We start from the raw sequence: 17,732 nt of genomic DNA on the forward strand, positions 1-17,732 counted from the left end.
TCAGCCTTCCCCGCGCCCGCCGAATCGTTGCAGGATCACGGGCCCAGTCTTCACGTCGGTGCTTTCGTCTCGAGTACCCAGCCGAAATGCCTGCAGCAGTCGTGCGCGGGCCCTTTCTGCATCCGCCTCGCTGGCGGCGTGAATCATCGCCAGCGGTGTATCTGTGCCAACAGTATCCCCCGGCGCGCGGATATCACTCAGCCCCACGCGGTGATCTACCGGATCACAGGCGCGACGGCGACCGCCCCCCAGTTCTACCACGGTATTGCCAACGGCACGCACGTCGATTTCAGTCACAATGCCGGGGGCTTCCGGAATGGCGGGCACGACGATGGGCGCGCTAACCAAATGCTTTTCCGGCCGATCCAGCAAATCCGCCGGCCCTCCCAGCTCGACCACCATGTTGGAGAAATATTCACAGGCGGCGCCACTCTCCAGGCTCCGCTCCATCATTTCTCTTCCCCGGCCAAGTTCAGTGACACGACCACTCAATTGCAAAAGCTCTGTCCCCAGAGCAATCACAACCTCATGCAGACGCGGGTCACGGAAATCGCCACGGAGGTATTCGATCACCTCGCGAACTTCCAGTGCATTGCCTGCGGTTGGGCCAAGTACCTGGGACATATCGGTGATGAGCGCGGAAATAGGTAACCCCAGCCCCTCACCCACTTCAACAATACTGGTGGCCAGTTCAACCGCCATGGGGAAGTTGTCCGCAAAGGCCCCGCTGCCGGTCTTGATATCCATCACCAGACTATCGAGACCGGCGGAGAGCTTTTTCGAGAGGATAGAAGCAGTAATCAATGGAACCGATTCCACCGTGGCGGTGACATCGCGGATACCGTAGAGGCGTTTATCTGCGGGCGCCAGTTCCGCGGTCTGGCCAACAATAGCGCAGCCAGCACGCTTGACCACCTGCTGAAAGGCAGGAATATCCGGGCTGGTGTTGTAGCCGGGAATACTGTCCATTTTGTCCAGAGTGCCGCCGGTATGACCGAGGCCGCGGCCGGATATCATCGGCACGAAGGTGCCGCAGGCGGCGAGCATGGGCGCCAGCATCAAGCTGACCTTATCCCCCACACCACCGGAGGAGTGCTTGTCGACTACCGGACCCGGCAGGTCCAATGCCGACCAGTCAAGTGTGGTACCGGAACCCTGTAACGCCCGGGTCAACGCCACTGATTCAGGACGCTCCAGCCCCTGAAAGAAAACGGCCATCGCCAGCGCTGCCACCTGGCCCTCGGTAATGCTGCCATCCATCATGCCCCGGACAAAAAATTCGATTTGTCGAGCAGACAGAGCGCAGCCCTCGCGTTTTGCGTGAATGATTTCCTGGGCCAGCATTATTAGTTAATCCCTGATTATTGCAGCCGTATTACAGCTTTTTTATCGATCGGAACATCATAGTTCAATCTTAACCAGTTGGTCCACTTTTTGCAGATTTACCTGTATGATCCCGCAATGATTTTCGCCGGGGACCTAGTGTTTCAAATTGACCGGATAATCAGCCTTTGATAATTTCCAGACGTCGCGTCACAGTAAAAAAATTAATAACGCGAGCTAACAACTCTCCCATACCGGTAGCGGAATACGGCGGGAAGGCGCAGCTCCAGCAGGCACTTACATGAGTTTGGTTGGCATACTTGCCCTGGTAGTCATCGCTATCCTGTTTTCAGAAAATCGCAGGGCCATCAAACCACGTACTGTCTGCGCAGCCTTCGCGATACAGGCCGGCTTCGCCGCCTTGGTGCTGTATGTACCCGCGGGGCAAGCCGCACTGGCGTCTCTGTCAGAAGGGGTACAGCATATTATCGACTATGCAGATGCCGGGATTAATTTTCTGTTCGGTGATATCGGCAAGAAAAAACTGGGGTTTATCTTCGCCTTCCACGTACTCCCTGTTCTGATTTTTTTCTCATCGCTGGTGGCGGTGCTCTATTACCTGGGCATCATGCAGAAAATTGTCGGCGTTATCGGTACTTTCTTTCACCGTGTACTGGGCACCGGCCATACGGAATCCCTCTCCGCCACTGCCAATATTTTCGTCAGCCAGACCGAGGCACCTCTGATCATCCGGCCCTATATTGCCGGAATGACACGCTCGGAACTGTTTGCGGTGATGGTGGGCGGGATGGCTTCCATCGCCGGCTCACTGCTGGTGGGCTACGCCAATATGGGCGTGGACCTGAAGTACCTGATTGCGGCAAGCTTTATGGCGGCACCCGGCGGCCTGCTGATGGCGAAGCTCATGGTTCCCGAACAGGAAAGCCTGCGAGACACGGCTCAGGAAATTGTTTTTGATGAAGGCGAGCGCCCAGCCAATGTCATTGATGCCGCCGCCAGCGGCGCTCTGAGTGGTATGCAACTGGCAGTCAACATCGGCGCCATGCTGATCGCCTTTATCGCGCTGATTGCAATGGTCAACGGCGCAATCGGTGGTATTTTCAGCTGGTTCGGACTACAGGGGGTAACGCTACAAAGTATTCTCGGTGCGGTCTTCTCGCCCATCGCCTATGTGCTGGGGATTCCCTGGACAGAAAGTATCACTTCCGGCAGCCTGATCGGACAGAAGCTGGTGCTCAATGAATTTGTCGCCTATGCGGATTTTATCGATCGCAAGGAGGCGCTTTCTCCTCACGCTCAGGTCGTAGTGACTTTTGCCCTGTGCGGTTTCGCCAACTTTTCCTCCATTGCCATATTACTGGGCGGCCTAGGCAGTCTTGCGCCGTCGCGTCGTCCGGAAATCGCCCGCATGGGTCTGAAGGCAGTCCTGGCCGGGACCCTCGCCAACCTGATGAGCGCGGCGTTGGCCGGATTCTTTACCTCCCTGTAACGCCCGCAACAATATGCAATACGATTCCACAATGCTCGAAGCAGCGCTAACAAGCTTCCCCAAAACGCTGCGCACCGAACTGGAACAGGTTGCGGTCCGCGGCGGCAAAGTGCACCCAGATTTGGTGCAACACCTCTGCAGAGTGCTGAATATTGATGTCGATGCCCTGATGCTGCGGCTGGTGCCGCTGGCAGCCGCCTATGGAGTGGCACCGGTATCCCATTTCTCTGTCGGCGCCGTTGCGCGCGGCCAACGGCTGGATAGCAACGGGTATGCAGCGCTCTATCTGGGGGCCAATATGGAATTCCCCGGGCGCGCCCTCTGCTTCAGTCTTCACGCGGAGCAAGCGGCGGTGGCCAACGCATGGAATAACCGGGAATCCGGGATTACCAGCCTGGCGGTGTCCGCTGTCCCCTGCGGCCATTGCCGACAGTTTCTGTATGAGCTTTCCGAATCCAGCCCGTTGCGGATCGTGTTTCCCGACGGCACACGGCACGGTTATCGGCAAACAGATATTGCCGAACTGCTGCCCGGCGCCTTCGGCCCCGCAGACCTCGGTCACGAGGGCAATATGATGGCGGTAAATATTGCCGCCGATCCCCCGCCGCTTGAGATTGAGCAAAACGCGAGTGTCGACGCGCTGGTACGAGAAGCGCTCAAAGCCGCGCGTTTTTCCTATGCACCCTATACTCGAAACCATGCCGGTTGCGCAGTGCAGCTGCAAAACGGCCGGATATTTTCCGGCAGCTATGCGGAAAATGCAGCGCACAACCCGGGGCTGTCACCACTACACGCTGCGCTATCGAATATGCGTATGGCACTGGGGCCCGCTAGCGGACCTGAAGATCTGCAGAAAGTTGCCCGCTGCGTGCTGGTGGAGAAAGCAGCCGATATTAGCCAGCGGGAACTGGTTACCACCCTGATCTCCTCCTTTGCACCACAAATTGCATTGGAGTATTACGTAGCCGAGTAACCCATCATCAAGCGCCCGGCGACCAATCTGTTAGCCGACTCCACGTAAAACGAAAAATATAGGGCACAGTGAAATGAACGAAAATTTTGTTTTGATCGACCACCCGCTGATTCAGCACAAATTGACAATCATGCGCGATCGCGCCACCACCGCCGGAAAATTCCGTCTGCTGCTGAAGGAGATCAGCCTGCTGATGGGCTATGAGGCAACGCGGGACCTGCCAATCACCAGTAAAAATATTGAAACTCCGCTGGAGGAGATGGACGCTCCGACGCTGTCGGGTAAAAAACTCTGCCTGTTCTCCATTTTGCGTGCTGGCGATGGACTACTATCCGGGCTGCTGGAACTAGTACCCTCTGCCCGGGTCGGCCATATCGGCCTGTACCGCGACAGCAAGACACTGGAAGCAGTGGAGTATTTCTTCAAGGCGCCCAAGCAGTTGTCCAACCGTTTATGCCTGGTAGTTGACCCGATGCTGGCTACGGGTCACTCCGCCTGTGCCGCCCTGGACAAGATCAAAGAGCATGGCGCCAAGAATATCCGCTTTATTTGCCTGCTGGCGTCCCCCGAAGGACTGTCCACACTGGCCGAGAAACATCCGGATGTAACCGTGTATGCGGCCGCTCTGGACAGGGAACTCAACAGCAAAGGGTATATCCTTCCGGGTATTGGCGACGCAGGGGATCGCCTGTTCGGTACCGGCAAATAGCCGCCCCGCATCGCTTGTGAGAGAATCACCTGCAACCAATTTCAGTACGACCAAATACTCTATGCCCGATAATAAAAAGCCTGGCACCGCAAGGAAGTCAGGCATTCGCGAAGCCAATACCCGTCAGATCATTGCCGCGGCAGAAGCCCTGTTCTCGGAAAAAGGCTTTAACGGCACCTCCACCCAGGAAATTGCCGACAGGGCCGGCCTGCCCAAAGCCAACGTCCACTACTACTTCAAGACCAAGCAGGATCTCTACACCGTAGTGTTGCAGGACGTCCTGCAGGGCTGGCAGAAAGATGCAGAAATCTTCCAGCGCTCCTCAGACCCGGGGGAAGTACTGCGGTCTTATATCCGCGCAAAAATGGAACACTCGTTTACCCGCCCCAAGGGCTCCAAGATGTGGGCAATGGAGGTTATCCAGGGCGGTCCGGTGATGGGCAAAGAGATCCGCAAGGCCCTCGTTTCCTGGGATGACACCGTGCTGCAGCGGATCCAGTCCTGGATCGACGAGGGCAAAATCCAGGCGGTCAGCCCCCAGAGCATGCTCAATATGATCTGGGCCACGACGCAATACTATGCCGACTACGACTATCAGATCCGGGTTTTGAATGGCAACAAACGCCTGACCAAGTCGCAGCGGGAAGAGGCCATTGAGGATGTAAGCCGGATGATCCTGCACGGGGTTTTGAAATAACCAGCGACACCACAGTTTCAGCCGCGGACTTGTGTTTCCTCCACTGCGGCTTCAAACACATCCAGCGCCAGCGCCACATCCGCAGCAGCGACAGATTCATCCGGGTGGTGGCTGACGCCCCCCGCACAGCGTAAAAACAGCATCCCCACATCGGTCGCCGGTGCCATGACCATGGCATCGTGGCCTGCGCCGCTTGGCAGCGAAAAATCCTGCTGCTCACAGCGCACCAGCGCACGACTGCCGGCGTCGCGCAATCGCGGAGCGCAGGCCACGGCCGGTGCGCTGTGAATTTCCCGGTATCCCATTGTCACCTGCGAGCGATCACACAGGGACTCAATACCTTCGATGATTTCTGCCAGCGCGCGGTCGCGCAGCGGGTCTTCGCCACTGCGAATGTCCAGAGTAAATTCACAGCGACCGGGAATCACATTGACCGACCCCGGTTGCGCTTCGAGTTTTCCAACCGTTGCCACAACACCGCAGCGGCGCGCGACAGTATCCACAAGCTGCACCGCACCCGCCGCTGCCAGCAGCGCGTCCTGGCGCATGGTCATCGGCACAGTGCCCGCATGGCCGGCGCGCCCCTGCAGGATAAACTGCAGGCGCCGCGCACCGGCGATGGCCGTCACCACCCCCAGCGCCAGGTCGCGCTCTTCCAGCACCGGCCCCTGCTCGATATGCAGTTCCCAGTAGCCCAGTAGTGACTCCCCGGCGCGGGAGGCGCTGGCAACCATGGTCGGGTCCAGACCAAAGGCGGTAAAAGCCTCGGCCATGGAAACCCCGTTGGCATCGCGCAATTCCAGCAACCCCGGATCCCACTGGCCGGCAACGGCGCGGCTACCCAGCAGCGTGGCGCCAAAGCGGCTGCCTTCCTCATCCGCAAAACCAACCACATCAATGCTAAACGGAAAGCGTTTGCCGCGGTGGTGAAAGCGCGACACTACTTCGATTGCCGCCAGCACACCGAGAATACCGTCGTAACGACCGGCACCCGGCACCGTATCCAGGTGAGAACCCAGCACCAGGGTTTGTCCATCCGCATCGCTGCCGGCGTAGTGTCCCCAGCAGTTGCCCGCGGCATCGGTGCGGACCTCCATTCCAGCCTCATGCATCCACTGCATTACCTGCTGATTGCAGCGGCGGTGCTCATCCGTCAGATAAGTACGACAGATAGAACCCTCGGTGGCACTGATGGCCGCGAGCAGATCGCAGCGCTGCAACAGGCGCTCGGCGCTCACGAGGCCTCCGCAAAATCGTCGAGCCGCTGTAACAGCGCCGTCTTTTCCGCCTCGGGCAGAAAGCTGGCCTCAAAACCGTTGCGCAGTAACTTCAGGGCCTGGCTGCGATTGAGATTCAGCGCACGGTGCATAGCGATAAAGTTATCGTTCATGTAGCCGCCGAAATAGGTGGGATCATCGGAATTGACCGTCACCATCAACCCACGCTCCAGCAGCTGCAAAATATTGTGCTGCGCCATTTCCGGAAACACGCACAGACGTACATTCGATAGGGGGCAGACCGTAAGCGGAACGCCGCGCTCGCGCAGCAATTTCACCAGCGCGTCGTCTTCCACACAGCGAATACCATGGTCGATGCGTTCTACCTGTAAATCCTGCAGCGCGGAATAAATAAATGCAGGCGGCCCCTCTTCGCCTGCGTGTGCGGTAAGACGGTAACCGTGCTCGCGGGCGCGACGATAGAGCTCGATAAATTTTTGCGGTGGGTTACCCTGCTCACTGCTGGCGAGACCGATGGCAACGAAATCGTCCCGATATGCTTCCGCCTGATCCAGCACGGCCAGCGCCTCGGATTCCGGCAGGTGACGCAGAAAACTCAAAATCAGCTGTACAGACTGGCCCCAGCTGCTGCGAGCCTCGGCGATGGCGCGCTTGAAACCGGCCATAAATACCGGAAAGTCGATACCGTTTGGCAGGTAGGTCTGCGGTTCGATCATGATTTCGGTGTGGACAATATTGTTCTGCCGGCAACGCTGCAGATAGTCCATCATCAAATGGTAGAAGTCCTCTTCATCCCGCAGCACCGAGGCACCCAGGTAGTAGAGGTCGAGAAAGCTTTGCAGGTTTTCAAAGCAATAAGCGGCCTCTACCTCTGCCAGTGATGTATAGGGCAACTGCACGCGGTTTTTCTCCGCCAGTTGCAACAGGCGGCCCGCTTCCAAGGTGCCATCCAGATGCAGGTGTAGTTCCGCTTTGGGCGCAGCTCTGAGCCAGTCTTCAAAATGGATTTTTTCGCTCACGATCATTTCTCTCACTGTGTCCGGGCCCGGGTAATCAGGCACCCAGAATATCCATGGCGGCCGCCACCGCGTCGCCGGTATTGACGGCTACCCGGTTCAGAATCAGTACCTGCTCCAGGCAGGCCAGGGTCTGCAGTACGGCATCTTTGCGCGCATTGTAGCCCATGGTGCCAATACGCCAGATACACCCGTGCAGCGGGCCAAATGAGGTACCGATCTCGATAGCGAAATCCTGCAGCAACTGCGCACGGATTTTTTCGCCATTCACGCCCTCCGGAATATATACACCGACCACATTGTTCATACGATGGCGCGAATCCCCGAACAATTTGAGGCCCATGGCTTCGAGGCCAGCGGCCATCGCGGCGCCGGCACGTCGATGACGGGTGATCACGTTTTCCCCGCCCTCCTCCAGCCACAGGCGCGCGCACTCCCGCGCTGCGTAAAGCATGCTGGTGGCTTCGGTATGGTGATTGAGCCGCTCCTCGCCCCAGTAATCCATGATCATTGCGAGGTCGAAATAATTGGAGCCGATACGCTCGCCGGCGGCGTCGCGATGGTGACTCGCTCGTATCCCCGCCTCCACGTGGCGGCGGCTGTTGATCCGCGCCACCGCATCGTCGTTAAGCGTAATTGGCGCGATACCGGACGGCCCTCCCAGGCATTTCTGCAGACCGGCGGAGACGACGGAAATACCCCAGTTGTCGGTCAGAAAAGGATTGCCGCCGATGGACGCCGTGGCATCACAATAGGTGAGCACCCCTTTTTCCCGGCACAACTGGCCGATGTCTGCCAGTGGCTGACACATGGTAGTGGAAGTATCCCCCTGCACCAGCGCCACCAGATCCGGTTTGATCCGGTCGATGGCCGCAGCGACCTGCTCCGGTTCCGCCACTCGCCCCCACTCAAAATCGAGACAGTGCACCTCGGCACCGGCACGCTCGGCAATTTCCCGCAGCAGCAGGCCGAAGCGCCCGAACACCGGTACCAGTACCCGTTCACCGGGCTTTAACAGTGATACCAGTGCCGCTTCGATACCTCCTCGGGCGGTGCTGTCTACCATGAACGTCCAGCGGTTTTCGGTCTGGAAGACACCGCGGTAGAGGTCCATGGTCTCGTTCATGCAACGGGTCATGGATGGGTCAAACTGCCCCACCAACTGCTGCGACATGGCCCGCAGTACCCTTGGATCGCAGCTGATGGGCCCCGGTCCCATCAATAGCCGGGGCGGGGGTACGAAAGGTTTCATAATCTCTTTTTCTGATTCCTGTATCACCGTGTACTCACCCCATTGCCGCTTGGTAGATCATCCGTGTACCACTCAAAAAAAGGAAAATCGCAAAAATCCGCTTCAGCGCTGCGCCGTTCAGACGCGAGCCCAGCCAAACCCCGACCGGGGCCACCGCCACCGACAGCGGTACGATCAATGCAAAGCCGGGCAGATTAATAAAGCCGTAGGTCGCTTCCGGTGCATCCACCGGAGTTTCCCCCAGCAGCAACATCAACAGCGCACCGGGTAGCGCGATCACAAAACCCAGTGCCGCGGCGGTACCCACCGCGCGGTGCGCGGGGGTATTGAACGCGGTCAACAACGGCACCCCCAGGGTACCGGCACCAATACCCATCACTGATGACAGTAAGCCGATCACGGCGGCCATCCCCCCTTGCACCGGACGCCCGGGCAGGTGCTCGGCCAGCGCTGCGGCATTGGCCCGCAACAACATATTCAGCGCCACCAGCAGCGCCACCGCACCAAAAATCCCCGAGGCCAATACACCTCCGCCATGGGTCGCCAGCAGCACACCTCCGATAACCCCCATGGCGACAAACGGTGCCCAGCGCTTCAGGATTTCTTCGTCCACATTGCCGCGCTGGTGATGCGCGCGCACCGAGGACAGGCTGGTGGCGACGATAACCAACAGCGAAGTGCCGGTGGCCACAGACATGGCCGTGGCCGCACCGACACCCAGCCACTGAAAGACAAAAAACAGTACTGGCACAATCACAATACCGCCGCCAACGCCGATCAGCCCGGCCAGCAGTCCCGCGACAACGCCGGTGAATACCAGTGCGACAATCACCGGCAGCCACTGAATAAGAGTTTCCGCAAACATCGAACTATCCGCTTTTAATCCAGGGTTTCACACAGAGCCAGGCCGTCGCTGCGCGGATCTGTCGCGCATTCGACGCGGCCGTTGGCATCGATATAAATACCCCCGGCGTGGCCCATCATTTCAATATGCTGTGGTACCGGTCGTATCTCGTGACCGAGCGCGGCGAGCTGGGGACCGATACGCTCATAGAGCGCCTGCTCCATTTTCAGGTCCATGGACGTCTCGCCCCAGGTACGCCCCAACAGCCATCGACCTTCGGCAATGGCATCTGCCAGTGGCAGCCCCTGGTAGAAGCGGCGCGCGAACACTGCCGCCTGGGTTTGCGGCTGCCCTTCCCCGCCCATGGTGCCGTAGGCGACACGACCGCCATCCACAAAATTGGCCATCGCCGGGTTCAGTGTGTGGAAAGGTTTTTTTCCCGGTGCCACAAAGTTGCGCGAAGCGGGATCGCGGGAAAAACCCAGGCCGCGGTTATTCCACACCAGGCCCAGTTCCGGCAACACCACGCCGGATCCGAATTCCCAGTAAACACTCTGGATAAAACTCACCAGCGTGCCGTCCCTGTCCAAAGCGCCCATCCATACGGTATCGCCGGGTTCCGCTACTTTGCCCCACGGGCGCGCGCAGTCCGGGTGGATATTCGCAGCCAGTTGACGGATATGTTCCGGCTGTAACAAGTGCTCCCACTGGTCGCTCAGACTCGCCGGGTCTGCCACTTCGCGATCGCGCACCAGGAAAGCCTGCTTGGTGGATTCGATCAGGTGATGCACCCGCTGCAATTCGTCCCAATCCTCCTGATACAACTCGTCGTAAATGGCAAGAATCAGCAGCGAAGCGACGCCCTGAGTAGGCGCCCCCAGATTGAACAGCTGGGCGAGAGACGTCTTCACCGAAAGTGGCGGTTGCAGATCGGCATGGCAATCCTGGAAATCCGCTGCGCGCAGGGGGCTTCCTGCGGATTCCAGAGCCGTAGCCATTTCCTCTGCCAGGGCACCGCGGTAAAAACTGTCCAGCCCCTCCGCCGCCAGCCGCTCGAAAAGCGCTCCCAAGCGAGGGTTGCGCAGCCGTGCTCCACTGGACGGCAGTTTGCCGTCGGGGTAGTAAAGCTGCTGAATATCCTCGCACCCTTCCGCCTCACACTTTCGCAGCGCGGCGACCAGGCTTTCGGTTACCTCTATCCCCTCCTCACAGCCGCGCCGCGCCTCGGCAAAAAGCGTTTGCAATGGCTGCAACTCGGTAAACTGCCCAATATAGTCACGTGCGGCCTGCCAACCGGCCACGGTACCGGCAGAGGTAAACGCGGCGCTGGCACCGCGGCTGGGCGGCGCTAGCTGTGGATCGATGGCTGCGGCCGCACGCCCGGCGGCATCAATGGCCACGGGCGCTTCACCCGCGCGCTGAATCAGCCAGAAACCATCGCCACCGAGGCTGTTCATATGGGGGTAGTGCACGGCAATGGCAGCCGCGGCGGCTACCATTGCGTCCACGGCGGAACCGCCGTTGCGCAGAATTTCCATTCCCGCCTCGGTCGCTTTGAAATGCGGTGCGGTAAAGGCAATGTTTGTCATGAATATTTTCCGACTGTTTTTCTTGTTTCGCGGGGACGCCGAGAAAGCGGTACCAGTTTGCGCCCTGCAGCAGGCTGCAACATTTGCGCCAAATTCCTGTCCAATCGGTTAATTTTTTAAAACGATCAGCACTGGCGCCATCGTGGCGACCACTGAGTGCCACGGATAGACCAATTTCCAGCCAACCAGGTGCACCAGCAAAAAGCATCGAAGCAACGGCGTGCACAGCCATGTTGCACTGTACACAGATCCCTATCCCAAAGGCGCGACTCAGCATTACTTTTAACTGCCCGCCACCACCAGAATAAAACTTATCTAGATGGTCAGTTTTTTGCATTATTCTCGTAAACGGCATAAATGTGCAAATGGAGCGCCCATGAATACCCCCTACCCGCGTGACCTGATTGGCTACGGTGCCGAGCCACCACAAGTGCGCTGGCCGGGCAATGCCCGTGTCGCGGTACAGTTTGTTATCAATTATGAGGAAGGCGCAGAGAACTGCGTGCTGCACGGCGATGCGCGTTCGGAAACCTTTCTTTCAGAGATCATTGGTGCCCAAGCCTACCCCATGCGCCATATGAGCATGGAATCTCTGTACGAATACGGCAGCCGCGCCGGCTTCTGGCGATTGTGGCGGCTGTTTCAGGCGTTTGATTTTCCGGTCACCGTGTACGGTGTCGCCATGGCACTGGAGCGCAACCCGCAGGTGGTAGAAGCGATGCTGAGAGCGGAGTGGGAAATCGCCAGCCATGGCTATCGCTGGATCGACCACCAGTTTATGCCCGAGGAAGAAGAGCGTGAACAAATTACGCGGGCGATAGAGGTACACCAACGGGTAACCGGTAGCCGCCCGCTGGGCTGGTACACCGGACGCGACAGCCCCAACACCCGCCGACTTATCCAGGAATTGGGCGGCTTCCTGTACGACTCCGATTCCTACGCGGACGATCTGCCTTACTGGACGGAGGGACGCCAGGGACCCCACCTGGTGGTTCCCTATACCCTGGACAGCAACGATATGCGTTTTGCCACCGCACAGGGATTTCATACCGGCGAGCAGTTTTTCACTTATCTGAAGGATTCTTTCGACACACTCTACGAGGAAGGCATCAGTCATCCCAAGATGCTGAGTGTGGGGCTGCACTGTCGCATCATCGGTCGCCCGGGCCGCCTGCAGGGACTGAAACGTTTCCTGCAGTATCTCCGTGAAAAGTCCGGAGTCTGGGTTTGCCGGCGCGAGGAAATCGCCCGGCACTGGCACAAGCATCATCCTCCAGGAAATAGCGCAAAGTAATCAGGCAAAACCATCCAAGCGAAACCATCCAGGCAAATAATTCAGCCAGAAAACAGTCGATAAAAGGAAAGTACCGTGAGTGCATTCGTTATTGTGGATATCAAAGTCAGAAATCCAGCGGAGTACAGCCGTTATATCGAGCTGATCACCCCGTCAGTCGCCCATTACAATGGCCGCTATCTGGTGCGCGGCGGCAAACCACAGACCCTCGACGGCGACTGGGTGTCCGAACGCATAGTAATCATGGAGTACCCGAGCCGTGAACAGGCCCAGGCCTGGCTCACAGATCCGGCGCTTGTCGATATTCACAACATGCGACGGGACAACAGCTACCAGTGCGACATGTTGCTGTGTGACGGGGTGAATTGACATCTAGACTTCCGAGTTGGTTGCCGCACCGGCCGCGGCGGGCAATAGATGACGAGTTGCCTCTATCAATAGCGCGATCACCGCGCCGGTAGAAATGGGAAATTGAAGCAACGATGCCAATCGCTCCGGTAGAAACGGCAGATACCGGGCCAGCAGCGATACGATAACGCCGCCGGCCACTGCGGTGAGTACCAGCGGCCAGCTCTTCACACTGTTATCGCCGGCATTCACGATATCGATACCCGCCAGCATGACCAGGAAGAACATGAGCAGAGTAGCGCCATACACCAGCGCCGGTGGTATGGCGATAAACAGCCCCGCCACTAACGGCGAGGCGCCGAGCAGACAAAGAAATATCGCCACAAAGCGACCGATATAAGGGCTGCAGACACCGGTGAGGCGAATCACACCATTATTCTGACTGAAGGAAGTATTGGGAAAACTCCCGAACAGCGCAGCAAGAAAGGAATTAAAGGCATCGCCACTCAGGCCACCGCGCACCCGCTGCCAATAGTTGTCTGAACCCACTTTGATTGAAGACAGACGGCTGGTAGCAGTGAGATCGCCCAGGGTTTCTACCGAGGAGATAAAAAATACCGGCAGTAGCACCGCCACTACACCGATATCTACCGCCAGGGGAAAGTGATTGAACTCGGGTACAAAAACCGGCTCCAGATCTTTCAGACCGGAAAAATCTACCAGTCCGAAAAACAGGGCAATCGCAAAAGCCACCAGCAGACCAAAGGTAATACTGGCGATACGCAGATAGCGATTACGCTGGCGGGATAAAAACAGGGTGACACCGAACACCGCAGTCGCCAGCAGCGGCACAAGCCAGGGAGCATCACCGGCCTGCTTGAAAGCCGTAAACTCGCGCCACAGATTTTGCAGCGTGGTGTACACCAAAGTGGCGCCAATCAGGATCACCGCTGTACCGGTGACATTGGTGGAGATCAATAAACGCAAACGTTGCACGAAGCGCGCGCAGATACCGACAACCAGTGCGCACACCGCGCAACTGCCCAACACGATACCAAGGGCCTGCTGCGGAACGTGGCTTTCGAGCAAAAGAAAATACACAGCCAGTATCGGGCCGATAAAAGTAAAGCTAGTGCCCTGGATACTGAGCAAGCCGGAACCCAGTGGTCCCAGGCGATGAATCTGAATAAACGTGGCAATACCGGAGATAAACAGAGACGCCGAAACCAGGTAAGCAGTATCTGCGTCCGCCAGCTGCATTCCGTGAGCGAGAATCAGTGGTGGCGTGATCACCGCGCCAAACACCGCCAGCAGGTGCTGTAATGCAATCAATAGCGAGGCGGGTAGCGGCGGGCGCTCATCAAAATGGATGGCGATGTGTTTCATGATTTATCTCTTTTATCAGGCCTTATCCCTTAACGAGAGCAAGAGCCATGCCACGCAGCATTTACCCATGAACAGTATTTACCCATGAACAGTATTTATCGATGAACAGCATTTCTGCAGATAAGGATCACAGCATGAGCAATAAAACTAACCTCGACCCGGAGGCTTACCTGGAACTGATGCAGTCGACAATGGGTATTCCCGTACGCGAGGAATGGAAAGCCGGTGTATGTCAGCACCTGGCCAACGCTGCGCGGATGGCCGATATCGTGGACGCTGCTGATTTGGACTCGGATAGCCTGGAGCTGGCGGGTGTCTTCGAGCCGGACAAAGGCCGCGGGAACGCATCCACGGAGGATGCACTGTGAAAGATTTTCTTTTCTCCAGCGCCAGTGAAATCGCCGCGGGTGTCAGTACTGGCCGCTTTACCGCCGGCAAAGTGGTGGATTCCTTTCTCACGCACATCGCACAGAGAAACCCACCCCTGAATGCCTTTACCGCAGTGCTGTCAGAGCGGGCTATCGCCAGAGCGGCAGATATCGACGTTCAACTGGCACAGGGTAAAAAACCGGGCCCACTCGCAGGAGTACCCTTCGCGGTAAAAAACCTGTTCGATATCCGCGACCTCCCCACCCTCGCCGGCTCGGCGATCAATACCGCCAATACACCGGCACGGGCGGACGCGCTATTGATCCGTCGCCTCGAAGAGCAAGGCGCAATACTGGTGGGCGCGCTGGGCATGGGGGAATACGCCTACGACTTTACCGGAGAGAACGCGCACTATGGAAACTGCGCAAATCCCTGGAATACCACCCATATGAGTGGAGGCTCCTCCTCCGGTTCCGGAAGTGCGGTCGGCGGCGGTCTGGTGCCGCTGACCCTGGGATCCGACACCAACGGTTCGATCCGCGTGCCGTCCTCTTTCTGCGGCATTTTTGGCCTCAAACCCACTTATGGTCGCCTCCCCCGCAGTGGTACCTACCCTTTTAGCGACAGCCTTGATCACCTCGGTCCCATGGCACGCAACAGTCACGACCTAGCGCTCGCATTCGATGCCATGCAGGGCTACAGCAACAGTGACCATGCCTGTTCTGACCGGCCAGAAATAAACTCAGTCGAAGCTTTAAACAAAGGATTGGAGGGGCTGCGGTTCGCCCGCGCCGCTGGCTATTTTTCCCTTGAGGAGTACCCCCAGGCCGCCCGCGCAGTGGACAAGGTATGCCGGGCTCTGGACTGCACTGCAGAGATAGAGTTACCGGGTACCCTGGAGGGCCGCTCTGCGGCTTACCTGATTACCAATGTCGAGGGTAGCCGTCTGCATTTACCGCGGCTGCGCACAAGACCGCAGAACTTCGACCCGGATACTCGCGACCGGTTTATCGCCGGTGCCATGCTGCCGGCGAGCTGGTACGCACGGGCGCAGCAGGTGCGTCACTGGTATGCCAAAAAAGCGGGCGAGGTATTTAGCAATGTGGATATCATCATTGCCGCGGCAACCCCGTGCGTGGCACCGCCCATGGGCGAGAAAACCCTGACCATCCGCGGTGAGGCACAGCCCTTGCGCCCCAATCTGGGTTATTTTACCCAGCCGATCTCCGCCGCTGGCCTGCCGAGCTGCGTGGTACCAACGCTGGATGAGGAGAGCGGCTTGCCCATCGGCGTGCAGATCATAGCAGCGCCCTGGCGGGAGGACCTGTGCCTGCGGGTAGCCCATGCGCTGGAGCAACGTGGCTTCGCGGCACTCGAACCGGGCGCCATACCAGAAAACTCCATCACTGTCTGACAAAACGAAGAGACCCCGCTCATTGGCGGGGTCTCTTTTCAGCATCATCCCATTTTCTGGTTCAAAACTCTGCCGGCGATATGCTCTCACGTCCGGCCAACAGTTCCTGTACTGCCGTGAAATCTACGACCCCGCTATTTACATAGGTAGGCTTATCCAGCAGGGGCGGATAACCATCGCCTCCCGCCGCAAGAAAACTGTTGGTGGCAAGTCGGTAAAGCTTTTCGGGGTTCAGGGGCTGGTTTTCCTCGCCAACAACAATATCCCCATCGCCGTTAAAAGACATGCCGGAAAACTGTATACCGCGGCGGTTTCCGCCGGACAAGCCAATGGCCTCGAAATATTGCTGCAACTCTGTACCGTTCAGATCCACATAACCAATCGTGTTCGCAAACGGCATTACCTGCATCAGCGATTTGACGGTAACGTCCCCTTCATACAGATTGTCCCGAATACCTCCACTATTGGTGATGGCAATATCCGCGCGCGAATACTGTATGAAGGCCCGCGTGATCAGACTCCCCAGCGGACTCACATTGTAAGGTTCACGTCTTTCGCGGCGATCAAAGGTTTTTTCCGCGCGAGTGATGACTTCGCTCAAGGCCTCGCCGCCTTTGTCCTGGTAGCCCTGTAAAAATGACTGTAATTCCGCATCCGGAGTTATACTGGCCAGAACAGTGTCCTGCCCATCGCCCTTCCCTGCCTTCAGATTGACGGGTATTAACTGGTAGTTCACCAGCTGTACGGAGTCCTTGTCGATAACAAGATCTGCACGCCCGACATATTTACCCCACTCATGCGCCTGCATGATCCAGGTGTCGTTTTCGAAGTCGGGTTTGCAGGGAGCGCCGGGCTGATAATCCCTGATCACATCTCCCACTTTATCCGTGCACACCGGCTGCTGGGAGTGTCCGCCCACAATCAGGTCAATGCCATCTACGGCTTTGGCGAGGGCAACATCGGTGCCGATGTCATTGATATCATGCCCCATATGGGTAAGCGCGATGACCACATCGGCTTTGTCCTGAAGCTCCGGCAATAACGCGGCCATTTCCTTTTCCGGCAGAACAAAGTCGAGTCCCTCTACGTGTTCCGGGTTGCCGATATATTCGGTGGACTGGGTAATCAGGCCGACGACCGCGATGCGCTTCCCGCCCTTGTCGAAAACCTTGTAGGGCTCGAACAGGCGCTTGCCATTGGCGTCGTAGGTGTTCGCTGACAGAAAATCGAAGCTGGACCACGCCTGCTGCTTTCTGATCACTTCAAGCGGATTGTCAAATTCGTGGTTGCCCACAGCCATGGCGTCGTAGCCCATACGGCTCATGCCTTTGAAGTCCGGCTCCGCGTCCTGCATATCCGACTCCGGTACGCCGGTATTGACATCGCCGCCTGACAACAAGAGCGTATAGCCACCGTCCGCATTGACTTCCGCACGGACCTGATCGACCAGGGCCTTGCGCGCGGCCATACCGTATTCGCCGTCGCTGTTGTGCCAGAAGCGACCGTGGTTGTCGTTGGTGTGTAACAGGGTCAGACGGATAGACTCGTCCGTCCGGGCTGCGGGCGTTTCCGGCTGACACCCGGAAATCAATAGCAGCGCTACCAGCAGAGTTGTGTAAAAACGTATGCCTTGCGGATTTGTTTTCTGTTTGGACATGGTAGCTCCGGCATGGTTTGTATGTATTTTCTTACCCGGTATTTTTACGCAGTTGAAGCACCGCGTACCGGGGATATTCACGCAAAAAAGCCGGCGCTGATGCGCCGGCTTAA

Annotated in this window: 16 protein-coding genes; 8 read left to right on the forward strand and 8 right to left on the reverse strand. The window is 57.8% G+C overall.

From position 1 onward, the window contains the following. The gene (deoA, locus tag B4U49_RS18315) at window positions 1–1,344 is read right to left on the reverse strand and encodes a thymidine phosphorylase (RefSeq protein WP_193432866.1); all 1,344 of its coding nucleotides are present in this window, start codon (window positions 1,342–1,344) and stop codon (window positions 1–3) included. A 280-nt stretch (window positions 1,345–1,624) separates the two neighbouring features. On the opposite strand from deoA, the gene B4U49_RS18320 reads away from it, so the two are divergent. From B4U49_RS18320 to B4U49_RS18335, 4 genes are all read left to right on the forward strand, one after another. Beyond that, window positions 1,625–2,833, forward strand: a complete 1,209-nt coding sequence (locus tag B4U49_RS18320; RefSeq protein WP_078086060.1) for a NupC/NupG family nucleoside CNT transporter — start codon at window positions 1,625–1,627, stop codon at window positions 2,831–2,833. A 31-nt stretch (window positions 2,834–2,864) separates the two neighbouring features. After that, on the forward strand, window positions 2,865–3,806 hold the full coding sequence (gene cdd / locus B4U49_RS18325; RefSeq protein ID WP_158078655.1) for a cytidine deaminase: 942 nt from the start codon (window positions 2,865–2,867) through the stop codon (window positions 3,804–3,806). Between the two features lie 73 nt (window positions 3,807–3,879). After that, window positions 3,880–4,515, forward strand: coding sequence for a uracil phosphoribosyltransferase (upp, locus tag B4U49_RS18330; protein WP_078086062.1), 636 nt, complete (start codon window positions 3,880–3,882; stop codon window positions 4,513–4,515). Window positions 4,516–4,576: 61 nt separating this feature from the next. Next, window positions 4,577–5,212 carry a TetR/AcrR family transcriptional regulator gene (locus B4U49_RS18335; RefSeq protein WP_078086063.1) on the forward strand — a complete coding sequence of 212 codons (636 nt, stop codon included), beginning with the start codon at window positions 4,577–4,579 and terminating at the stop codon, window positions 5,210–5,212. A 17-nt stretch (window positions 5,213–5,229) separates the two neighbouring features. On the opposite strand, the gene B4U49_RS18340 is transcribed toward B4U49_RS18335, so the two are convergent. The 5 genes from B4U49_RS18340 to B4U49_RS18360 form a co-directional block, all read right to left on the reverse strand. Beyond that, on the reverse strand, window positions 5,230–6,450 hold the full coding sequence (locus B4U49_RS18340) for an allantoate amidohydrolase (protein ID WP_078086064.1): 1,221 nt from the start codon (window positions 6,448–6,450) through the stop codon (window positions 5,230–5,232). Beyond that, window positions 6,447–7,469 (reverse strand): adenosine deaminase, encoded by a 1,023-nt coding sequence (locus B4U49_RS18345; RefSeq protein WP_239692707.1) that lies wholly within the window; start codon window positions 7,467–7,469, stop codon window positions 6,447–6,449. Before B4U49_RS18345 ends, B4U49_RS18340 begins: the two co-directional genes overlap by 4 nt. 34 nt (window positions 7,470–7,503) lie before the next feature. Beyond that, entirely contained in the window at window positions 7,504–8,640 is a 1,137-nt protein-coding gene (locus B4U49_RS18350) for a pyridoxal-phosphate-dependent aminotransferase family protein (RefSeq protein ID WP_275078295.1), read from the reverse strand. 112 nt (window positions 8,641–8,752) lie between these two features. After that, a complete protein-coding gene (locus tag B4U49_RS18355; RefSeq protein ID WP_078086067.1) occupies window positions 8,753–9,583 on the reverse strand; it encodes a sulfite exporter TauE/SafE family protein in 831 nt (276 codons plus the stop codon). 14 nt (window positions 9,584–9,597) lie between these two features. After that, on the reverse strand, window positions 9,598–11,151 hold the full coding sequence (locus B4U49_RS18360; RefSeq protein WP_078086068.1) for a gamma-glutamyltransferase family protein: 1,554 nt from the start codon (window positions 11,149–11,151) through the stop codon (window positions 9,598–9,600). A 376-nt stretch (window positions 11,152–11,527) separates the two neighbouring features. On the opposite strand from B4U49_RS18360, the gene puuE reads away from it, so the two are divergent. Both puuE and B4U49_RS18370 read left to right on the forward strand, forming a co-directional pair. Next, entirely contained in the window at window positions 11,528–12,445 is a 918-nt protein-coding gene (gene puuE, locus B4U49_RS18365) for an allantoinase PuuE (protein ID WP_078086069.1), read from the forward strand. Window positions 12,446–12,520: 75 nt separating this feature from the next. Next, window positions 12,521–12,814 (forward strand): DUF1330 domain-containing protein, encoded by a 294-nt coding sequence (locus tag B4U49_RS18370; RefSeq protein WP_078086070.1) that lies wholly within the window; start codon window positions 12,521–12,523, stop codon window positions 12,812–12,814. A gap of 3 nt (window positions 12,815–12,817) precedes the next feature. On the opposite strand, the gene B4U49_RS18375 is transcribed toward B4U49_RS18370, so the two are convergent. Next, window positions 12,818–14,179, reverse strand: a complete 1,362-nt coding sequence (locus B4U49_RS18375; protein ID WP_078086071.1) for a uracil-xanthine permease family protein — start codon at window positions 14,177–14,179, stop codon at window positions 12,818–12,820. Window positions 14,180–14,313: 134 nt separating this feature from the next. Between B4U49_RS18375 and B4U49_RS18380 the strand changes: the two genes are divergently transcribed. Further along, window positions 14,314–14,547 (forward strand): DUF4089 domain-containing protein, encoded by a 234-nt coding sequence (locus B4U49_RS18380; protein WP_078086072.1) that lies wholly within the window; start codon window positions 14,314–14,316, stop codon window positions 14,545–14,547. Further along, window positions 14,544–15,962: an AtzE family amidohydrolase gene (locus B4U49_RS18385; protein ID WP_078086073.1), complete on the forward strand. Its 1,419-nt coding sequence runs from the start codon at window positions 14,544–14,546 to the stop codon at window positions 15,960–15,962. The genes B4U49_RS18380 and B4U49_RS18385 overlap by 4 nt, the downstream gene beginning before the upstream one ends. Window positions 15,963–16,023: 61 nt before the next feature. Here the strand turns inward: B4U49_RS18385 and ushA are convergent, their stop codons facing one another. Further along, window positions 16,024–17,619 (reverse strand): bifunctional UDP-sugar hydrolase/5'-nucleotidase UshA, encoded by a 1,596-nt coding sequence (ushA, locus tag B4U49_RS18390; protein WP_078086074.1) that lies wholly within the window; start codon window positions 17,617–17,619, stop codon window positions 16,024–16,026. Between the last annotated feature and the right edge of the window lie 113 nt (window positions 17,620–17,732).

It is taken from the genome of Microbulbifer mangrovi (genome assembly GCF_002009015.1).
Taxonomy (GTDB): domain Bacteria; phylum Pseudomonadota; class Gammaproteobacteria; order Pseudomonadales; family Cellvibrionaceae; genus Microbulbifer; species Microbulbifer mangrovi.

Bases quoted from the DNA above. Each gene is read 5' to 3' on its own strand.
- deoA (WP_193432866.1), bottom strand. From the start codon at position 1,344: ATGCTGGCCCAGGAAATCATTCACGCAAAACGCGAGGGCTGCGCTCTG.
- B4U49_RS18320 (WP_078086060.1), top strand. From the start codon at position 1,625: ATGAGTTTGGTTGGCATACTTGCCCTGGTAGTCATCGCTATCCTGTTT.
- cdd (WP_158078655.1), top strand. From the start codon at position 2,865: ATGCTCGAAGCAGCGCTAACAAGCTTCCCCAAAACGCTGCGCACCGAA.
- upp (WP_078086062.1), top strand. From the start codon at position 3,880: ATGAACGAAAATTTTGTTTTGATCGACCACCCGCTGATTCAGCACAAA.
- B4U49_RS18335 (WP_078086063.1), top strand. From the start codon at position 4,577: ATGCCCGATAATAAAAAGCCTGGCACCGCAAGGAAGTCAGGCATTCGC.
- B4U49_RS18350 (WP_275078295.1), bottom strand. From the start codon at position 8,640: ATGTCGCAGCAGTTGGTGGGGCAGTTTGACCCATCCATGACCCGTTGC.
- B4U49_RS18355 (WP_078086067.1), bottom strand. From the start codon at position 9,583: ATGTTTGCGGAAACTCTTATTCAGTGGCTGCCGGTGATTGTCGCACTG.
- B4U49_RS18360 (WP_078086068.1), bottom strand. From the start codon at position 11,151: ATGACAAACATTGCCTTTACCGCACCGCATTTCAAAGCGACCGAGGCG.
- puuE (WP_078086069.1), top strand. From the start codon at position 11,528: ATGAATACCCCCTACCCGCGTGACCTGATTGGCTACGGTGCCGAGCCA.
- B4U49_RS18375 (WP_078086071.1), bottom strand. From the start codon at position 14,179: ATGAAACACATCGCCATCCATTTTGATGAGCGCCCGCCGCTACCCGCC.
- B4U49_RS18380 (WP_078086072.1), top strand. From the start codon at position 14,314: ATGAGCAATAAAACTAACCTCGACCCGGAGGCTTACCTGGAACTGATG.
- ushA (WP_078086074.1), bottom strand. From the start codon at position 17,619: ATGTCCAAACAGAAAACAAATCCGCAAGGCATACGTTTTTACACAACT.